Annotated in this window: 13 protein-coding genes; 7 read left to right on the top strand and 6 right to left on the bottom strand. The window is 74.9% G+C overall.

Features of this window, described 5'->3' with window-relative positions:
- Positions 1-124: 124 nt before the first annotated feature.
- Together ACFY2L_RS14995 and ACFY2L_RS14990 are read right to left on the bottom strand one after the other, a co-directional pair.
- A complete protein-coding gene (locus ACFY2L_RS14995; protein WP_390822533.1) occupies positions 125-1,009 on the bottom strand; it encodes an alpha/beta fold hydrolase in 885 nt (294 codons plus the stop codon).
- Between the two features lie 152 nt (positions 1,010-1,161).
- Entirely contained in the window at positions 1,162-3,921 is a 2,760-nt protein-coding gene (locus tag ACFY2L_RS14990) for a DEAD/DEAH box helicase (RefSeq protein ID WP_390822532.1), read from the bottom strand.
- Positions 3,922-4,441: 520 nt separating this feature from the next.
- Between ACFY2L_RS14990 and ACFY2L_RS14985 the strand changes: the two genes are divergently transcribed.
- On the top strand, positions 4,442-5,230 hold the full coding sequence (locus ACFY2L_RS14985) for a ferritin-like fold-containing protein (RefSeq protein ID WP_390661175.1): 789 nt from the start codon (positions 4,442-4,444) through the stop codon (positions 5,228-5,230).
- A 53-nt stretch (positions 5,231-5,283) separates the two neighbouring features.
- On the opposite strand, the gene ACFY2L_RS14980 is transcribed toward ACFY2L_RS14985, so the two are convergent.
- From ACFY2L_RS14980 to ACFY2L_RS14965, 4 genes are all read right to left on the bottom strand, one after another.
- Positions 5,284-5,553: a hypothetical protein gene (locus ACFY2L_RS14980; protein WP_390661174.1), complete on the bottom strand. Its 270-nt coding sequence runs from the start codon at positions 5,551-5,553 to the stop codon at positions 5,284-5,286.
- Positions 5,554-5,729: 176 nt separating this feature from the next.
- Positions 5,730-5,957 (bottom strand): DUF3107 domain-containing protein, encoded by a 228-nt coding sequence (locus tag ACFY2L_RS14975; RefSeq protein WP_067248221.1) that lies wholly within the window; start codon positions 5,955-5,957, stop codon positions 5,730-5,732.
- Between the two features lie 145 nt (positions 5,958-6,102).
- Positions 6,103-6,744 (bottom strand): TetR/AcrR family transcriptional regulator, encoded by a 642-nt coding sequence (locus ACFY2L_RS14970; protein WP_385061927.1) that lies wholly within the window; start codon positions 6,742-6,744, stop codon positions 6,103-6,105.
- 190 nt (positions 6,745-6,934) lie between these two features.
- Positions 6,935-7,156 (bottom strand): hypothetical protein, encoded by a 222-nt coding sequence (locus ACFY2L_RS14965; RefSeq protein WP_390661173.1) that lies wholly within the window; start codon positions 7,154-7,156, stop codon positions 6,935-6,937.
- 199 nt (positions 7,157-7,355) lie between these two features.
- Between ACFY2L_RS14965 and ACFY2L_RS14960 the strand changes: the two genes are divergently transcribed.
- The 6 genes from ACFY2L_RS14960 (at position 7,356) to ACFY2L_RS14935 (ending at position 15,710) form a co-directional block, all read left to right on the top strand.
- On the top strand, positions 7,356-8,327 hold the full coding sequence (locus ACFY2L_RS14960; protein WP_390661172.1) for an alpha/beta fold hydrolase: 972 nt from the start codon (positions 7,356-7,358) through the stop codon (positions 8,325-8,327).
- 7 nt (positions 8,328-8,334) lie between these two features.
- A complete protein-coding gene (locus ACFY2L_RS14955; RefSeq protein ID WP_390822531.1) occupies positions 8,335-9,774 on the top strand; it encodes a DUF3152 domain-containing protein in 1,440 nt (479 codons plus the stop codon).
- A gap of 238 nt (positions 9,775-10,012) precedes the next feature.
- Positions 10,013-11,749, top strand: a complete 1,737-nt coding sequence (locus tag ACFY2L_RS14950) for a DUF3492 domain-containing protein (protein WP_390661170.1) — start codon at positions 10,013-10,015, stop codon at positions 11,747-11,749.
- Positions 11,746-12,951, top strand: coding sequence for a hypothetical protein (locus ACFY2L_RS14945; protein WP_390822530.1), 1,206 nt, complete (start codon positions 11,746-11,748; stop codon positions 12,949-12,951). Before ACFY2L_RS14950 ends, ACFY2L_RS14945 begins: the two co-directional genes overlap by 4 nt.
- 1,050 nt (positions 12,952-14,001) lie before the next feature.
- The gene (locus tag ACFY2L_RS14940) at positions 14,002-14,964 is read left to right on the top strand and encodes an NAD-dependent epimerase/dehydratase family protein (protein ID WP_390661168.1); all 963 of its coding nucleotides are present in this window, start codon (positions 14,002-14,004) and stop codon (positions 14,962-14,964) included.
- Positions 14,952-15,710, top strand: a complete 759-nt coding sequence (locus tag ACFY2L_RS14935; RefSeq protein ID WP_390822529.1) for a spherulation-specific family 4 protein — start codon at positions 14,952-14,954, stop codon at positions 15,708-15,710. The genes ACFY2L_RS14940 and ACFY2L_RS14935 overlap by 13 nt, the downstream gene beginning before the upstream one ends.
- The last annotated feature ends 29 nt before the right edge of the window (positions 15,711-15,739 follow it).

Raw genomic sequence — 15,739 nt, 5'->3', positions numbered from 1 at the left:
GGCCGGCCCGCCCGCGGGCGGGCGCGGGGGGCCGTGTTCGGGGACCCCGCCCCCCCCCACTTGGGGGGCCCCCCCCCCCCCCCCCGGGCCCCCGGGGGGGGGGGGGGGCGGGGCCCCCCACGACCTAGCGACGCGGGTGCCGGTCCCAGAAGTCCGCGAGAGCGTGGGCCGTCGGTCCGGGCTGCTCCAGGTTCGGCGAGTGTTCCGCGCCCGGGATGACGGTCCGGGCGGCACGCAGCCGTACGGCCATCTCGTCCAGCAGGGGCACCGGCCAGGTGTCGTCGCGCGCGCCGGACAGGACGTGCAGGGGCAGCGGGACGGCGGCGAGCTCGTCGACGCGGTTCGGCTCCGCGCACAACTGGCGTCCGGTGGCGAGGAGCTGGGCGGGCTTGTGGTTCGTCCAGCGCAGCCGCAGCTGCTCCGGTGCGCCGAAGCCGCGCGCCGGACCGCCGACCTCCTCCGGCGGACCCATCGCCAGGATCGCCTCCCACACCTGCGGCATCGTCATCACGGCGAGCGCGTCGTGCAGCAGCTTCACACGCTGCTTCTGCGACTCCGAGATCTCGGCCGGGCCCGAGGCGACCAGTGTGAACGAGACGAAGGGGGAGTGGTCGAGCAGGACGGCGGCGCGGGCGATCTGGCCGCCCAGGGAGTGCCCGACGAGATGCAGCGGCGTGCCGAGCGCGGCCGCCTGCGCCAGCACGTCCCGTGCCAGCTCCTCCCGGGCGTAGGGGGATTCGTCGTCGGCCGGCCCGTCCGACTCGTTCTGTCCGCGTCCGTCCACGGCGACGGTGCGGTAACCGCGTGCCGCGAGGGTGCCGTGCAGCAGGTGGAAGTCCTCCTTGCTGCCGGTGAACCCGGGCAGCAGCAGCGCGACACCGCGCTGCTCCGCACCGGCCGCCGGGGGTGAGTCGACGACGGCGAAGTCACCGCGCGCGGTCCGCAGCGGGTAGGCGCGGGCGCCGGGGGGCGGAGGGAAGGGGGTCGAGGTGCTGGTCGGCCTGGTCACGTGCCGAGGCTACCCGGCGGGGCGCGGCCGGGATCTCCCGGGCGGGAACGCGGTCCCTCGTGACGGGACCTCACGCAGGCGCGTGGACGAACGCCGACGGCCCGGCCCCTCCGCGCTGGAGGAACCGGGCCGTCGGGCCGTGCTGCGGGCCGTCAGCCGTCCGCGGGCTCCGCGGCGGCCGTCGCCTTGCGGGTGCGGCGCACCCTCGGCTTCGCCTCGGCCGCGTCGGAGGCCTCGGCCCCCGCCGGGGCCGCGACCGCGGTCTTGCGGGTGCGGCGCGGCTTGGCCTCCGCCTCCTGCGTGGCCTGGGCCGGGATCTCGACGGTGGCCGTGGCCGTGGCCGCGGTCTTGCGGGTGCGGCGGGGCTTGGCCTCGGTGGCTTCGGCGGTGTCGACGGCGGCCTCGGCCGGAGCGGTGGCCGTCGTCTTGCGGGTGCGGCGCGGCTTGGCCTCGGCGGTCTCGGCGGTGGCCTCGGCCGGGGCCGCGACCGCGGTCTTGCGGGTGCGGCGCGGCTTGGCCGGGGCCTCCTGGGCCGCTTCCGGGGCCTCGACGGCCTCGACAGCCGCGGCGGCCGTCTTGCGCGTCCGGCGACGAGGCGTGGCCTCGGCGGTCTCGGCGGTGTCGACCGCTGCTTCGGCAGCCGTGGCCGTGGCCGCGGTCTTGCGGGTGCGGCGGGGCTTGGCCTCGGTGGCTTCGGCGGTGTCGACGGCGGCCTCGGCCGGAGCGGTGGCCGTCGTCTTGCGCGTGCGGCGCGGCTTGGCCTCCGTGCCCTCCGCCGTGGCGACGGCGGCCTCGGCGGCGGCCGGAGCCGTGGCCGTGGTCTTGCGGGCGCGGCGCGGCTTGGTCTCCGGCTCCTGCGTGGCCTGGGCCGGGATCTCGGCCGTGGCGGCCGTCTCCGGGGCCTGGGCGGCCTTGCGGGTGGTCCGGCGACGAGGCGTGGCCTCGGCGGTGTCGACCGCTGCTTCGGCAGCCGTGGCCGTGGCCGCGGTCTTGCGGGTGCGGCGGGGCTTGGCCTCGGTGGCTTCGGCGGTGTCCAGGGCGGCCTCGGCCGGAGCGGCGGCGACCTTGCGGGTGCGGCGCGGCTTCGTCTCGGCGGCCTCCTGGGCCGGAACCGTCTCCGCCGTCCGCACCGCGTCGACCGCGTCGACCGCGGCCTCGGCGGCCGGAGCCGTCGTCTTGCGGGTGCGGCGGCGGGGCCTGGCCTCGCCGGCCTCGGCCGTGTCCGCAGCCGTCTCGGCGGCCGGGGCCGCGGGCGGCGTCTGCTCCGCCTCGGGGGCGGCGGCCGGTGCGGCCTCCGCGGACCGGCGGGTGCGGCGGCGGCGCGGCTTGGCCGGGGCCTCGGCGGTCACCGGGGCCTCAGCGGCCGGGGAGGCGTCCAGGGACGGGCCCTCCGCGGTCGCCACGGCCGCTTCCGCGGCCTCCGGGGCGGCGGACGCCACGGCCTCGACGGCCGTCACGGCAGCCGGCTCGGCGGCGGCTCCGCCGCGCGTACGGCGTCGGCGGCGCGGGGTGCGGGACCCTGCGGCCTCCTCGGCCGACGGCGTCTGCTCCGCCGTCGAGACCTCCGGCGTCCCGTCGAGGTCGGCACCGCCGCGCGTACGACGGCGGCGGCGCGGCGTGCGGGCCGGACGCTCGCGCTCGGAACGGTCGGCCGAACGGGACTCGCCGCGGCGGTCGCGGTCGCCCCGGCCGCCGCGGCCGCCGCGTGCACCGCGGCCGCCCGGCTCGCCCAGGTCCTCCAGCTCCTCCGCGTCGAGCCCCGCGCGCGTGCGCTCGGAACGCGGCAGGACACCCTTGGTGCCCGCGGGGATGTTCATCTCCTCGTAGAAGTGCGGGGAGGTGGAGTACGTCTCCGGCGGATCGTTGAACGAAAGCTCCAGCGCCTTGTTGATCAGCTGCCAGCGCGGGATGTCGTCCCAGTCGACGAGCGTGACCGCGATGCCCTTCGCACCCGCGCGGCCGGTCCGGCCGACGCGGTGCAGGTACGTCTTCTCGTCTTCGGGGGACTGGTAGTTGATGACGTGGGTGACGCCCTCGACGTCGATGCCGCGCGCGGCGACATCGGTGCAGACGAGCACGTCCACCTTGCCGTTGCGGAAGGCGCGCAGCGCCTGCTCGCGCGCCCCCTGGCCGAGGTCGCCGTGGACCGCGCCGGAGGCGAAGCCGCGCTGCTGGAGCTGGTCGGCGAGGTCGGCCGCGGTGCGCTTGGTGCGGCAGAAGATCATGGCGAGGCCACGGCCCTCGGCCTGCAGGATGCGCGCGACCATCTCGGGCTTGTCCATGTTGTGCGCGCGGTACACGTGCTGCGAGATGTTCGCGACGGTCACGCCCTCGTCGTCCGGCGCGGTCGCGCGGATGTGCGTGGGCTGCGACATGTAGCGGCGGGCGAGTCCGATGACCGCGCCCGGCATGGTCGCCGAGAACAGCATGGTCTGGCGGCGCGCCGGAAGCATGTTGATGATCTTCTCGACGTCGGGCAGGAAGCCCAGGTCGAGCATCTCGTCGGCCTCGTCGAGGACGAGCGACTTGATGTGCTGCAGGTTGAGCTTCTTCTGGCCCGCGAGGTCGAGGAGCCGGCCCGGGGTGCCGACGACCACGTCGACGCCCTTCTTCAGGGCCTCGACCTGGGGTTCGTAGGCCCGGCCGCCGTAGATCGCGAGGACGCGCACGTTGCGCACCTTGCCCGCGGTCAGCAGGTCGTTGGTGACCTGGGTGCACAGCTCGCGCGTGGGGACGACGACGAGCGCCTGCGGGGCTTCGGTGAGGTCCTCGGGCTTCGCCCGGCCGGCCTCGACGTCGGCGGGGACGGTCACGCGCTCGAGGAGCGGGAGGCCGAAGCCGAGTGTCTTGCCGGTGCCGGTCTTGGCCTGGCCGATGACGTCCGTGCCCGACAGGGCCACGGGGAGCGTCATCTCCTGGATGGGGAAGGGAGCGGTGATGCCGACGGCCTCCAGGGCCTCGGCGGTCTCGGGAAGGATTCCGAGCTCTCGGAACGTCGTAGTCAGGGTGCTGCCTCTTCTGTGTGCGCGGTGCGAGGCGAGCGCGGGGGTCTTTGACGGACCGTGCCGGGGACGTCGGCTGCCTTACGGGCAAACCGCTTGCGGCAAGCCGTATGGCACGGGACCTCTGCCGACGCTCTAGCGCTCGAACCGCTGAGGGGTTCCCTCCGGATGCCGTACGCAATGTGCCGTACGCACCATGAGGGCTGTCGGGTCGGAGCCGATCGGGCCACCGACCGGGCATCCTCATTCGTGCGGCCCGTCGAATACTCGGCAGGCGCATTACCACCATACCCCGGAATCGCGCACACGCGATGGCCGATTCGGTCACGTTGTGGTTGTCACACCGTCGGACGCGGTCGGCCGCGTCGTCGTGGTCACACTGACTGACCAGGGACTTCCACCGTGCGGAGAGCGGGCTATTGTGCGCTGCATGACCACCTCTGACAAGCCTGACAACGCGTCCGACGAGCCTGCCGAATCCCCCGCGTCCACCGCGCCCTCAGCGCCGACGGGGTCTGCCGCCACCGGCATCGCCGCCCAGGACTGGGCCCGGGCCTCCGCCGATCCGCAGTACCGGGCGGCGGTCGTGGACCTGCTCGGTGCCCTGGCGTACGGCGAGCTGGCCGCGTTCGAGCGGCTCGCGGAGGACGCCAAGCTGGCGCCCACGCTGGAGGACAAGGCGGAGCTGGCGAAGATGGCGTCGGCCGAGTTCCACCACTTCGAGCGGCTGCGTGACCGGCTCACCGAGATCGGCGAGGAGCCGACCTCCGCGATGGAGCCGTTCGTCGCCGCCCTCGACGGCTTCCACAAGCAGACGGCGCCCTCGGACTGGCTGGAGGGCCTGGTCAAGGCGTACGTCGGCGACTCGATCGCCAGTGACTTCTACCGCGAGGTCGCGGTCCGCCTGGACACCGACACCCGCGCCCTGGTGCTCGCCGTGCTCGACGACACCGGCCACGCCGGCTTCGCCGTGGACCGGGTCCGTGCGGCGATCGACGCCGACCCGCGCGTGGGCGGACGGCTCGCGCTGTGGGCGCGGCGGCTGATGGGCGAGGCCCTGTCCCAGTCCCAGCGGGTGGTCGCCGACCGGGACGCGCTGTCGACGATGCTCGTGGGCGGTGTCGCGGACGGCTTCGACCTCGCCGAGGTCGGACGGATGTTCTCCCGTATCACCGAGGCCCACACCAAGCGGATGGCGGCCCTGGGGCTGGCGGCCTAGAGCCGCCCGCGGCCTCGCCGCGAGCGGCCGGACAGGTGCTCGGCGCCGGCCTTCTACGCCGGTGCCGAGCGCCGGCGGAGTCTCGCGGCGGGGCGCAGCAGCAGGGAGAGCGAGGCGGCGGAGACGACCGCCGCGCCGATCAGGCTCAGCAGGGGGATGCCGGGGCCCAGCGCGCTGTGGGTGACGAAGTCACCGAACAGGGCTCCGGCGACGCCCGTCGCGAAGACGAGGGTGCGGACCGGCAGGCGGTGGGACAGACGCTGCAGCGCCGCCCAGGCGAGCGCGAGACCGAGCACAGCGGAGCCGAGCGCTTCCAAGATCATGTAGGTCCCTCCCATGGGGCGTGCTGTGCACCAAGGTCGTAGCCCGTCATACCCGTGACCTGCGGAATGCAATCCTCCTGCGGGGACCGCCCGTGCTCCGCCCGGGAAACGTGCGCACGGAGAAGGGGCCCGGCGGTCATGACGGCCTCCGGGCCCCTTCTCTCGTTGCGTGTGCCTTACAGCGCGCCGAAGCCCACCTTGCGCGGGGCGGGCTCGCCCAGCTCGACGTAGGCCAGGCGGTCGGCCGGAACCAGGACCTTGCGGCCGTGCTGGTCCACGAGGCTGAGCAGCTGCGACTTGCCGGCCAGGGCATCGGCCACCACGCGCTCGACCTCCTCGGGCGTCTGACCGCTCTCCAGAACGATCTCGCGGGGCGCGTGCTGCACGCCGATCTTGACCTCCACGGCTATGTCCCTCCGACGGTCATGGGGTGCGCGGGCGTCCGCGCCGTACGCTGCACACATTAGCCCGGTGAGGGGATGTGCACGGCCCGGCCGTCCACGCCACGAGCGAACACCGGGCGGGAACAAACGAGCGGTGGCGCCGTGGTCAGTGCTGATCGGTGCCGTGCAGCGGGAAACCTGCGATGCCCCGCCAGGCCAGCGAGGCCAGCAGCTGCACGGCCTGGTCGCGCGGGACGCTGCGGTCGCTGTGCAGCCAGGAGCGGGCCACCACCTGCGCCAGACCGCCCAGACCGGAGGCGAGCAGCATCGACTCCGCGCGCGAGAGGCCCGTGTCCTCGGCGATGACGTCGCAGATCGCCTCGGCGCACTCGTTGGTGACCTTGTCGACGCGCTCGCGCACCGCGGGCTCGTTCGTCAGGTCCGACTCGAAGACCAGACGGAAGGCCCCGCCGTCGTCCTCGACGTACGCGAAGTAGGCGTCCATCGTCGCGCGGACGCGCTGCTTGTTGTCCGTCGTCGACGCCAGCGCGCTCCGTACGGCCTGGATCAGCGACTCGCAGTGCTGGTCCAGCAGCGCGAGATAGAGGTCGAGCTTGCCCGGGAAGTGCTGGTAGAGCACCGGCTTGCTGACACCGGCCCGCTCGGCGATGTCGTCCATGGCCGCGGCGTGGTAGCCCTGCGCCACGAAGACTTCCTGGGCGGCGCCCAGCAGCTGGTTCCGTCGGGCACGGCGCGGCAGGCGCGTGCCTCGCGGGCGTGCCGCCTCTGTCTGCTCGATGGCTGTCACGCCGCCTCCCAAAGTCGTCCTCATGCGGTGTGCGCCGCGCCGCCATCGTACTTTTCGGTAACCGTGTGGCGCGCGGTGCGAGCGCAGAATTTCACGGACCGGACGATCACAAAAGCGGTACAGATGGTTTCGAAGCGGGGCAGTCCGGGCAGAATGCGGCCTCGCTCCTGTTCAGCGCACCCTCCCGAGGTCAGCGATAGTCGTCCTCGTCCAGGGAGACGACGCGCGCCTGTTCGACGAGATCCGCCTCGTTCGCCCGGGCGGGGTCCACGCCCTCCAGGGGGTCGTCGCGCTCCGGGGTGACATCCGCGTACTGCTCGGCGGCGTCGTTCTCCGGCGCCTCTACGTCGATCTCCCCGAAGTCGTCGTCCTCTTCGGCGAACGTCTCGGGGTCGGTGGGGTCAACGGCCATGACGGGCTCCCTTCCTGCGAACGCCCCCGGAACACACGGGGGCCACTAGCGGGTGCCCTCGATACGAGCCTAGGAGACACCCGTTTCGGACGCTATGCGATGTGCCCACGAATCGCGCCGGTATCGGCACCCGCCCCGCCCCGCTCCTGTGACGCCGAACACACATGGCCGCACGTGATCGTCTCGTAACATTGCCCGCATGTCTTCGACCGAGCTGCCCTCCGTGCCGCCCACCAGTGTGCTGCCGAAGGTGGCCGCCGTCAGGGTCGCGGAGGGTGAGCGGCTGCGGTCGGTCGGTCTGCCGGGCGTCACCCTGACGATCCGGTCCAGGCCGCCCGCGCGCGACGGGCTCGAACCCGCTCTGTTCGTGCACGGCCTCGGCGGTTCCTCGCAGAACTGGTCCGCCCTGATGGCGCTGCTCGACGGGACCCTGGCGAGCGAGGCGCTCGACCTCCCCGGCTTCGGCGACTCCCCGCCGCCGGACGACGGCGACTACTCCGTCACGGCACACGCGCGTGCCGTGATCCGCTACCTCGACGCGGCGGACCGCGGCCCGGTCCACCTCTTCGGCAACTCCCTGGGCGGCGCGGTGTCGACGCGCGTCGCCGCCGTGCGCCCCGACCTCGTGCGCACCCTGACCCTGGTCTCGCCCGCCCTGCCGGAGCTGCGGGTGCAGCGCAGCGCGGTCCCCACGGGTCTGGTCGGCCTGCCCGGCGTGGCCGCGCTCTTCAGCCGGCTCACCCGGGAGTGGACGGCCGAGCAGCGCGTCAGAGGCGTCCTCGGCCTGTGCTACGGCGATCCCGGCCGCGTCAGCCCCGAGGCGTTCCGGCACGCGGTGGAGGAACTGGAGCGGCGGCTCCAGCTGCCGTACTTCTGGGACGCGATGACGCGCTCCACGCGCGGGCTGCTGAACGCCTACACCCTGGGCGGCCAGCACGGGCTGTGGCGCCAGGCCGAGCGCGTCCTCGCGCCCACCCTCCTGGTCTACGGCGGCCGCGACCAGCTCGTCGGCTTCCGCATGGCCCCGCGCGCCGCCCGCGCCTTCCGCGACTCCCGCCTGCTCACCCTGCCGGACGCCGGGCACGTGGCGATGATGGAGTACCCGGACACGGTGGCCAGAGCGGTCCGGGAGCTGCTCGCCGAGACCGCCGACGTGACCCCGAAGGGCTGAGGCGGACGTGGGACGCCGCAGCCGGCGCGGACCGGCACCCAAGAGCGCGCCCAAGCGTTCCTCCGGCACCTCCTCGGGCACCTCCGCCGACCCTTCGGGCGTCGCCTCCGCTCCCTCGGGTGGTGCCTCCTCGCCGCACTCCGACGGCGCGCGCGGAACATCCCGCCTCCCCGACGGGACGCCCCCGTACGGCTTCCCCGGGCTCCCCGGCGGGACGTCCGGCCCAGGGGACTCCGGGTACCCCGACGGAACGCCCGCCCACGGCTTCCCGCGGGTCCGCGGCGGCCACCCCGAGCAGCGGGAGACCGGAGGCGGCTGGGGCGACCTGAGGGGCCGTCAGGCCGGTTCCGGACAGCCGGTGATACCGCGTCAGCGGCCCATGCCCCCGCAGGGGCCGCGGCAGAGCCCCCGGCAGGGCCCGCGTCAGGAGTACCTCGACGCCTTCGAACCGGACGAGGACACCGACGTCTTCACGCGCGCGGGGCGGCCGTTCGCGCCCACGCGCGCGTCCGACCCGTTCGCGGCCACCGCCGCCACGGCCGGGAGCCGCTCCTCCGCGACCGGCCCCGGAGCGGCCGGACGCACGGACGCCGCGGCCGGCGACGACGCCGACGACGCGCCGCCCACCGGCGCGCCGGTGGACCTCAAGGGCGCCAAGGGGCGGACCTTCACCGGTATCGCCGCCGCCGCGGTCACGACCGTGCTGGCCGTCGTGGTGGCCGGTCAGGTGACCGACGCGCGCGACGACGGCCGCGCCCGGTCGCAGTCGGCCGCCGGACAGGCCGGCGGCGCCCTGGAGTCCGCCGCGCCGGGCCCGTCCGTCTCCCCGTCCCAGGCCGCAGTGACGCTGACGTACGCGCAGAAGATGGGCGCCAAGTACCAGCTCGGCGCCAAGCTCGAGGGCTCCGGGAAGTTCGACGCGATCCAGGGCATCGACAAGGCGCCCGGCAAGGGGCAGAAGTACACCTACCGGGTCGACGTGGAGCAGGGGCTCGGGCTCGACGGCGCGCTCTTCGCCGAAGCCGTGCAGAAGACGCTGAACGACGACCGCAGCTGGGCGCACGGCGGAGCGCGCACCTTCGAGCGGATCCACTCGGGCGAGCCGGACTTCGTCATCACCCTCGCCAGCCCCGGCACCACCGCCACCTGGTGCGCCAAGTCGGGCCTGGACACCACCGTCGACAACGTCTCCTGCGACTCGGCCGCCACCGAACGCGTCATGATCAACGCGTACCGGTGGGCGCAGGGATCCGAGACCTACGGCGACGCGATCTACGCGTACCGGCAGATGCTGATCAACCACGAGGTCGGCCACCGGCTCGGCCACCACCACGTGAACTGCGAGAAGGACGGCGCGCTCGCGCCCGTCATGCAGCAGCAGACGAAGTTCCTCGACCACGACGGGATCCACTGTCTGCCCAACCCCTGGCCCTATCCAAGGAGTTGACAGACGGCTCATACGCCGCGTGGGTGTGCGCGTCCAAGAGCGGCGTGACGTTTCGCGGTCAAGTGAACTCTTAGCGCGGTCGAACGCGACCCGCACGGGAAAGTTACGACCGTTCACCCCTTTTGGTGGCGCGATGGACAACCGTCCGTCGCGCCACCGCCTTGTCCGCATACGTTCTTCCCGCTGCGAGCCGCCGGGTCAACGGCGGCTCCCCAAACGGGAGATCGGGGGTGCGTGCGTGCGCATCGGACTGCTGACAGAGGGTGGCTATCCGTATGTGGGCGGAGACACCGGACTCTGGTGCGACCGGCTCGTGCGCGGGCTCGGGCAGCACGAGTTCGACCTCTACGCGCTCAGCAGCGGACCCCATCAGGACGCGTCGGGCTGCGTCGCGCTTCCGCCGCAGGTCAGACGGGTGCGGACGGCGCCGCTGTGGACGGCCGAGGACGACGGGGCCGGGTACGGGCGGCGTGCGCGCCGGCGCTTCACCGAGTGCTACGGCGAGCTGGTGACCGCCGTCTGCGAAGGCTCCTCCGCTCAGGCGGACCGTTTCGCCAACGCGCTCTACGGTCTCGCCGACCTCGCCCGCGACGAGGGCGGACTGGTGGGAGCGCTCCGCTCCGAGGGCGCCGCGCGCGCTCTCGAGCACGCCTGCCACGCGCCCGGCGCACTGCGTGCGGCGCGCGAGGCGCGCGTACCCGAACTGCTGGCCGTGGCCGGCCACCTGGAACGCGCGCTGCGCCCCCTCTCTCTCGACTGGTACGACGACGCCGCCGGCGACGGGGGCACGCTCGGTGCCGTGGACCTGTGCCACGCGGCCTCCGGCGGGGTGGCCGCCCTGCCCGGGCTGCTCGCGCGGCACTTCTTCGACGTGCCGCTGCTGGTCACGGAGTACGGGGTGCGGCTGCGCACGCACTATCTCCACTCCGGGACGCCCGACGCGTCCTCCGCGGAGAACGCCCCCGCCGTACGCGCCCTGCTCGCCGCCTTCCACGGCCTCCTCGCCGGCGAGGTCTACCGCCGGGCCGCCCGCCTCACGCCCGGCAACGCGCACGCCCGCCGCTGGCAGGAACGCTGCGGCGCCGACCGCGCCAAGGTGCGCACGGTCTACCCGGGCATGGACGCCGCGCGCTTCGCGGACGTGGGCGACGCCCCGGACGCCGCCGACCCGCACACGCTGGTCTGGGTCGGCCGGGTGGAACCGGCGAAGGACCTGGTGTCCCTGCTGCACGCCTTCGCCCAGGTCCGCAGGGAGGAGCCGAGAGCCCGCCTGCGGATCATCGGCGCGCCCGCCGGCCCCGAGGGGCAGGCGTACCTCGGCCACTGCGGGATGCTGGCCGCCCAGCTCTTCCCCGACGAGGCGGAGGGGCCGCACTCCGTCGGCGACAACCCGGTGTCCTTCGAGGAGATCGGCGGCCCGGAGGTGCCCGGTCTCGCCGAGGCGTACACCGCGGGCGCCGTCGTCGTCCTGTCCAGCGTCGTCGAGGGGTTCCCGGTCGGGCTGGTCGAGGCGATGTTCTGCGGCCGGGCGACCGTGTCCACGGACGTCGGCGCCGTGGTCGAGGTCATCGGCGGCACCGGACTCGTCGTCCCGCCGCGCAATCCGCGGGCGCTCGCCGAGGCGTGCGGTGCGTTGCTGCGCGACCCCGAGCGCCGTGCGCGCCTGGGCGCGGCAGCCCGCGCCCGCGCGCTGGAACTCTTCACGGTCGAGCAGAACGTCCAGGCATTTCACGGCATTTACCTGGAGATCGTCTCCCAGTGCCCGGCCCGCGCGGCCGCCCTCGACGACGCGGGCGACCCCCGGCCCTTCGCCCTCCCCGCCGAGGCCCGGCTGCCAGGACGCTGGACGGACCTGGGCGCAAGGGCCACCTCCCCGCGCGGACCGGGCTGGACGGCGGGACCGCCGGTACGCGGGACGGCGGCCCGGGGCACCTCGTCCGTCGCCGCCGCTCCCCTCTCCGGGGGCGCGCGATGAGCGGCCTCGGGGAACTGGACCGGCCGGGGGCCCCGGAGAGCGGAGAGGGCTGGGACGAGCGGTCGCAGGAGTGGGCCGTGGGGGAGCGCGCCGGGGGCGCGGCCGCCGGGGCGCGCCCGTCGTCCGCGCCCCGGCGGGGCACCGGAGACCCCGTGAAGGCGCTGATGCACCGGCACCGCGAGCTGTGCGAACGGGCCGTGGACCCGCTGGAGATCGCGGCGGGCCTCGAGGCCCAGGGCGTCACCGACCGCACCGCCGTCCGCTTCCGCCACCGGGACGTCTTCTCCCTGGCCGAGGAGATGTACGCCCGCGTCCCCCGCGGCGACGACCCGAACCCGCGCCCGGCGCCCGCCGCCCTCCCGCGCCCCCGCCCGGACCGGGTCCTGCTCACCCTGCTGCCGGGCGCCCTGTGCGCCGCGACGGTGACCGGCCTGCGGCTCACCCAGGGGCGGACCCGCCTCCTCGTCGGCGCCGTCGGCGTCCTCGCGGTGGCCCTCGCCCTGCGCGCGGTCCTCCGCCGGGGCCCGTTGAGCCGGCGCGGCGGCACCCGGCCCGGTCGGGCCCGGGCCCGTGCCTGGACCTGCTGGCTCGTCGCCTACGCGGCCCTCGGCGACGGCCTCCTGGAGTCCGCCGTCGCAGGAGGCCCGGACGGCCTCTTACCCCTCGCCGCCGCGCCGCTGCTCACCCTCACCCTGGCCTGCGTCCCCGCCGCCTGGTGCGCGCACCTCCTCACCACCCGTGCCCGTCGCCGGCTCGACGCCAGCCGCGGTCTGGAGGAGTTCACCGCATCCGTACAGCCGCTGCTGCTCGGCGTGGTCGCCCTCTTCCTGTGCGCGCTGGGCGCCTTGTCCGCCCTCTGCGCCCTGGTCCTCGACGAACCGGCCGTCCCCGCCCCCACCCTCACCCTGGGTGCGCTCCTCTTCCTCGCCCGCCTCCTCACGGTGCACGGGTTCACCCATGCCCCGGCGGTCGTCCTCGGCGCCGCCGGTACCGCCGAGGCGCTCGCCGTGGCCACGGTCTTCGCGGGACGTCTCCCCGGGTGCGCGTTCCTGTCCGCCCCCGTCGAGACCCTCGTCACGACCTGGGGCCCGGCGAGCGTCCCGGCCCTGCTCTGCGGAGCCGCCGCTCTGGCTCTCCTCGTGCACTCCACCCGCACCCTGACCAGAGCCTCGGCCCACGCACGAACGGCCCAGCCGTGCTGACCCGCCCGGCCTCACCGCCCGGGGCCGGCTGCCCCCCGACCACGGGCCCGCACCCGGCGCGACACACCCGCGCCTCCGCCCCGCCCTCCGGCTCGGGCTCCCCGACACACGACGCCGCCCGAGAGACCCCGACGCCGCGGACGAGGCAAAGCCCCCTGCGGGGGGCAGAGCGAGCGAGGCGCCCGACTTCCACGGAGCCGGCCCGGTGCGGCTGGTGCGGGGGCGCTTCCGCGGGGTCGGCCTGGTGCGGTGGGTGCGTGGGTGCCGCCGTGGGGCTGACCTGGCTTGGCCGGTGCGGGGGCGCTTCCGCGGGGTCGATCAGGTGTGGCCGGAGCTCAGGTGCTTCCGCGAGGTCGCCCCGGTGTTGGCGGTGTGCAGCCGCTTTCGAACGGCCGACGCTCGGTGCCCGGGCCGCCGCGAGGCCGACTCGGCAGCGGGTACTTCGTCGCGCGCCTGCTCCCAGCGCCGGCCGGCGCGAAGGTGCCTCCGCGCGGCCCGCCCGGCTTGGCCTGCGCGGAGGTGTCTCCTTGCGGCCGGTCAGGCCTGGACGACGTGAAGGCGCTGGTGTCTTCGCGTGGCCGGTCTGGCCTGGCCTGTGTGAGGGGGCTGGTGTCTTCGCGTGGCCGGTCTGGCCTGGCCTGTGTGTGGGGGCTGGTGTCTTCGCGTGGCCGGTCTGGCCAGGCCCGCGTGAAGACGCTGGTGCCTTCGCGCTGGCGACGGGAGCGGCCCGGCGGCGCGGATGCGCCTCCGCGGGCAGCGGACGCCTTCGCCGGCAGCGGCCGGCCTCCACCACCCCTCGACCACCGCGCGCAGCGCATCCCCCACCGTGCGCGGACCGCACGACGCACGCGCTCCTCCACCCAACCGCAGGCAACAGCACCACCCTCGAAGGAGAGACCAGATGACCACCTCCCGATCCGGAGCGACCGGAGCCACCGGGGCACCCGCGGTCGCAGGAGCCCCCGCGGTCACAGGAGCAGCCGCAGCACACGGGACGACCGGAGCCCGTGCCGCCCTGACAGCCGAAGCACACACCAAGGGGGCCGCACGATGAGGGTCCTGCTGATCGGAGCCAACGGCTACCTCGGCCGCTTCGTCGCCGACCGTCTGCTCGCCGACCCGGCCGTCCAGCTCACCGCGCTCGGCCGCGGCGACGACGCCGACGTCCGCTTCGACCTCGCGTCCGGCAGCCCCGGCGCACTCACCCGGTTCCTCGACGCGGTCCACCCCCAGGTCGTCGTCAACTGCGCGGGCGCCACCCGCGGCGGCGCCCGCGAACTGACCCGGCACAACACCGTCGCCGTCGCCACCGTCTGCGAGGCCCTGCGCCGCAGCGGCTGCGGCGCCCGTCTGGTGCAGATCGGCTGCGGCGCCGAGTACGGCCCGAGCCAGCCCGGCTCCTCCACCGCCGAGGACGCCGTCCCCCGCCCCGGCGGCCCGTACGGCGTCAGCAAACTCGCCGCCACCGAACTGGTCCTCGGCTCCGGCCTGGACGCCGTCGTGCTCCGGGTGTTCTCCCCGGCCGGTCCGGGCACCCCGGCGGGATCCCCGCTGGGGCGCCTCGCCGAGGCCATGCGGCGCGCCATGCAGTCCGGCGACGGCGAGCTCAAACTCGGCGGTCTCGGTGTCCAGCGCGACTTCGTCGACGTCCGTGACGTCGCCCGCGCCGTGCACGCCGCGTCCCTCTCCGCCGCGCAGGGCGTCATCAACATCGGCTCGGGCCGCGCCGTCCGGCTGCGCGACGCCGCCGCGATCCTCGCGCGCGTGGCCGGATACGGCGGCGCCCTCCACGAACTCGACGGCCCGCCCGGCCCCCACCTGCGCCCGTCCATCGGACACCCGCGCCCCGACTCCGACCACGCGGCCCCGGTCGCGTACCCGTACCCGGACGGCTGCGGCAGCTGGCAGCAGGCCGACGTGCGCACCGCCCGCGACCGGCTCGGCTGGCGGCCCCGGATCAACCTGGAGGAGTCCCTCGCCGACATCTGGATGGAGGCGGCATGTCGTATCTGACGGGCACTCCGGCGGGCACCGCGAGCACCGGGAGCACCGACCTGCGCACCGGCCTCGGCGTGCCCGGCATCGCCCACCCCCTCCTCGCGCCGGCCGAGTGGGGCGACCTCGCCCGCACCGGCTCCCTCCTGCACTGGGTCGTCCTCGACGTCGCCGACGGCCCCGGCGTCCGCCCCGACCCGCACTGCCTCCAGGAGGCGGGCCGGCTGCGCAACGCGGGGGTCCGCGTCCTCGGCCGCCTCGACACCGTCCACGGGGCGCGCGCCTTCGCCGAGCTCGTCTCCGACGCGCAGCGGTACCTCGACTGGTACCAGGTCGACGGCTTCCTCCTGGACCACTGCCCGAGCGGGCGCGCCGGACTCCCGGAGGTCCGCCGTGCGATCGCCACGCTCCGCACCCTGCGTGACTCGCCCCACATCGTCCTCGGGCACGGCATCCATCCGCACCACGGTTACGCCGAGCACGCGGACCAGCTGATCACCTTTTCCGGGCCCTGGACGGACTACCGCTGGTCGCAGGTGGCCGAGTGGACCGCCGACCATCCGCCCGAGCGCTTCTGCCACTTGGTGCACGGCGTACCCCTGGGCCACCTCGGCGAGGCGCTGCGCATCGCCCGCTGGCAGGGCGCGGCCACGATCTGGTTCACCGACCGGGGCGACCGCGGCGGCCTGGACGACCCCTGGGAGACCATGCCCGGCTACTGGGACGAAATCGTCTCGCGGATCGGAACAGGTGTCTCGGAATGAAGAAGCCCATGGCACTGTTACACGGAGAA

It is taken from the genome of Streptomyces sp. NPDC001381 (genome assembly GCF_042895685.1).
GTDB lineage: Bacteria > Actinomycetota > Actinomycetes > Streptomycetales > Streptomycetaceae > Streptomyces.
This window is presented reverse-complemented; position numbering and strand designations above follow the sequence as displayed.

Excerpts from the sequence above, each read along its gene's own strand:
- ACFY2L_RS14990 (WP_390822532.1), bottom strand. The coding sequence starts at position 3,921 with ATGACGCTCCCCGTGGCCCTGTCGGGCACGGACGTCATCGGCCAGGCC.
- ACFY2L_RS14980 (WP_390661174.1), bottom strand. The coding sequence starts at position 5,553 with ATGATCTTGGAAGCGCTCGGCTCCGCTGTGCTCGGTCTCGCGCTCGCC.
- ACFY2L_RS14960 (WP_390661172.1), top strand. The coding sequence starts at position 7,356 with ATGTCTTCGACCGAGCTGCCCTCCGTGCCGCCCACCAGTGTGCTGCCG.
- ACFY2L_RS14945 (WP_390822530.1), top strand. The coding sequence starts at position 11,746 with ATGAGCGGCCTCGGGGAACTGGACCGGCCGGGGGCCCCGGAGAGCGGA.
- ACFY2L_RS14965 (WP_390661173.1), bottom strand. The coding sequence starts at position 7,156 with ATGGCCGTTGACCCCACCGACCCCGAGACGTTCGCCGAAGAGGACGAC.
- ACFY2L_RS14985 (WP_390661175.1), top strand. The coding sequence starts at position 4,442 with ATGACCACCTCTGACAAGCCTGACAACGCGTCCGACGAGCCTGCCGAA.
- ACFY2L_RS14940 (WP_390661168.1), top strand. The coding sequence starts at position 14,002 with ATGAGGGTCCTGCTGATCGGAGCCAACGGCTACCTCGGCCGCTTCGTC.
- ACFY2L_RS14935 (WP_390822529.1), top strand. The coding sequence starts at position 14,952 with ATGTCGTATCTGACGGGCACTCCGGCGGGCACCGCGAGCACCGGGAGC.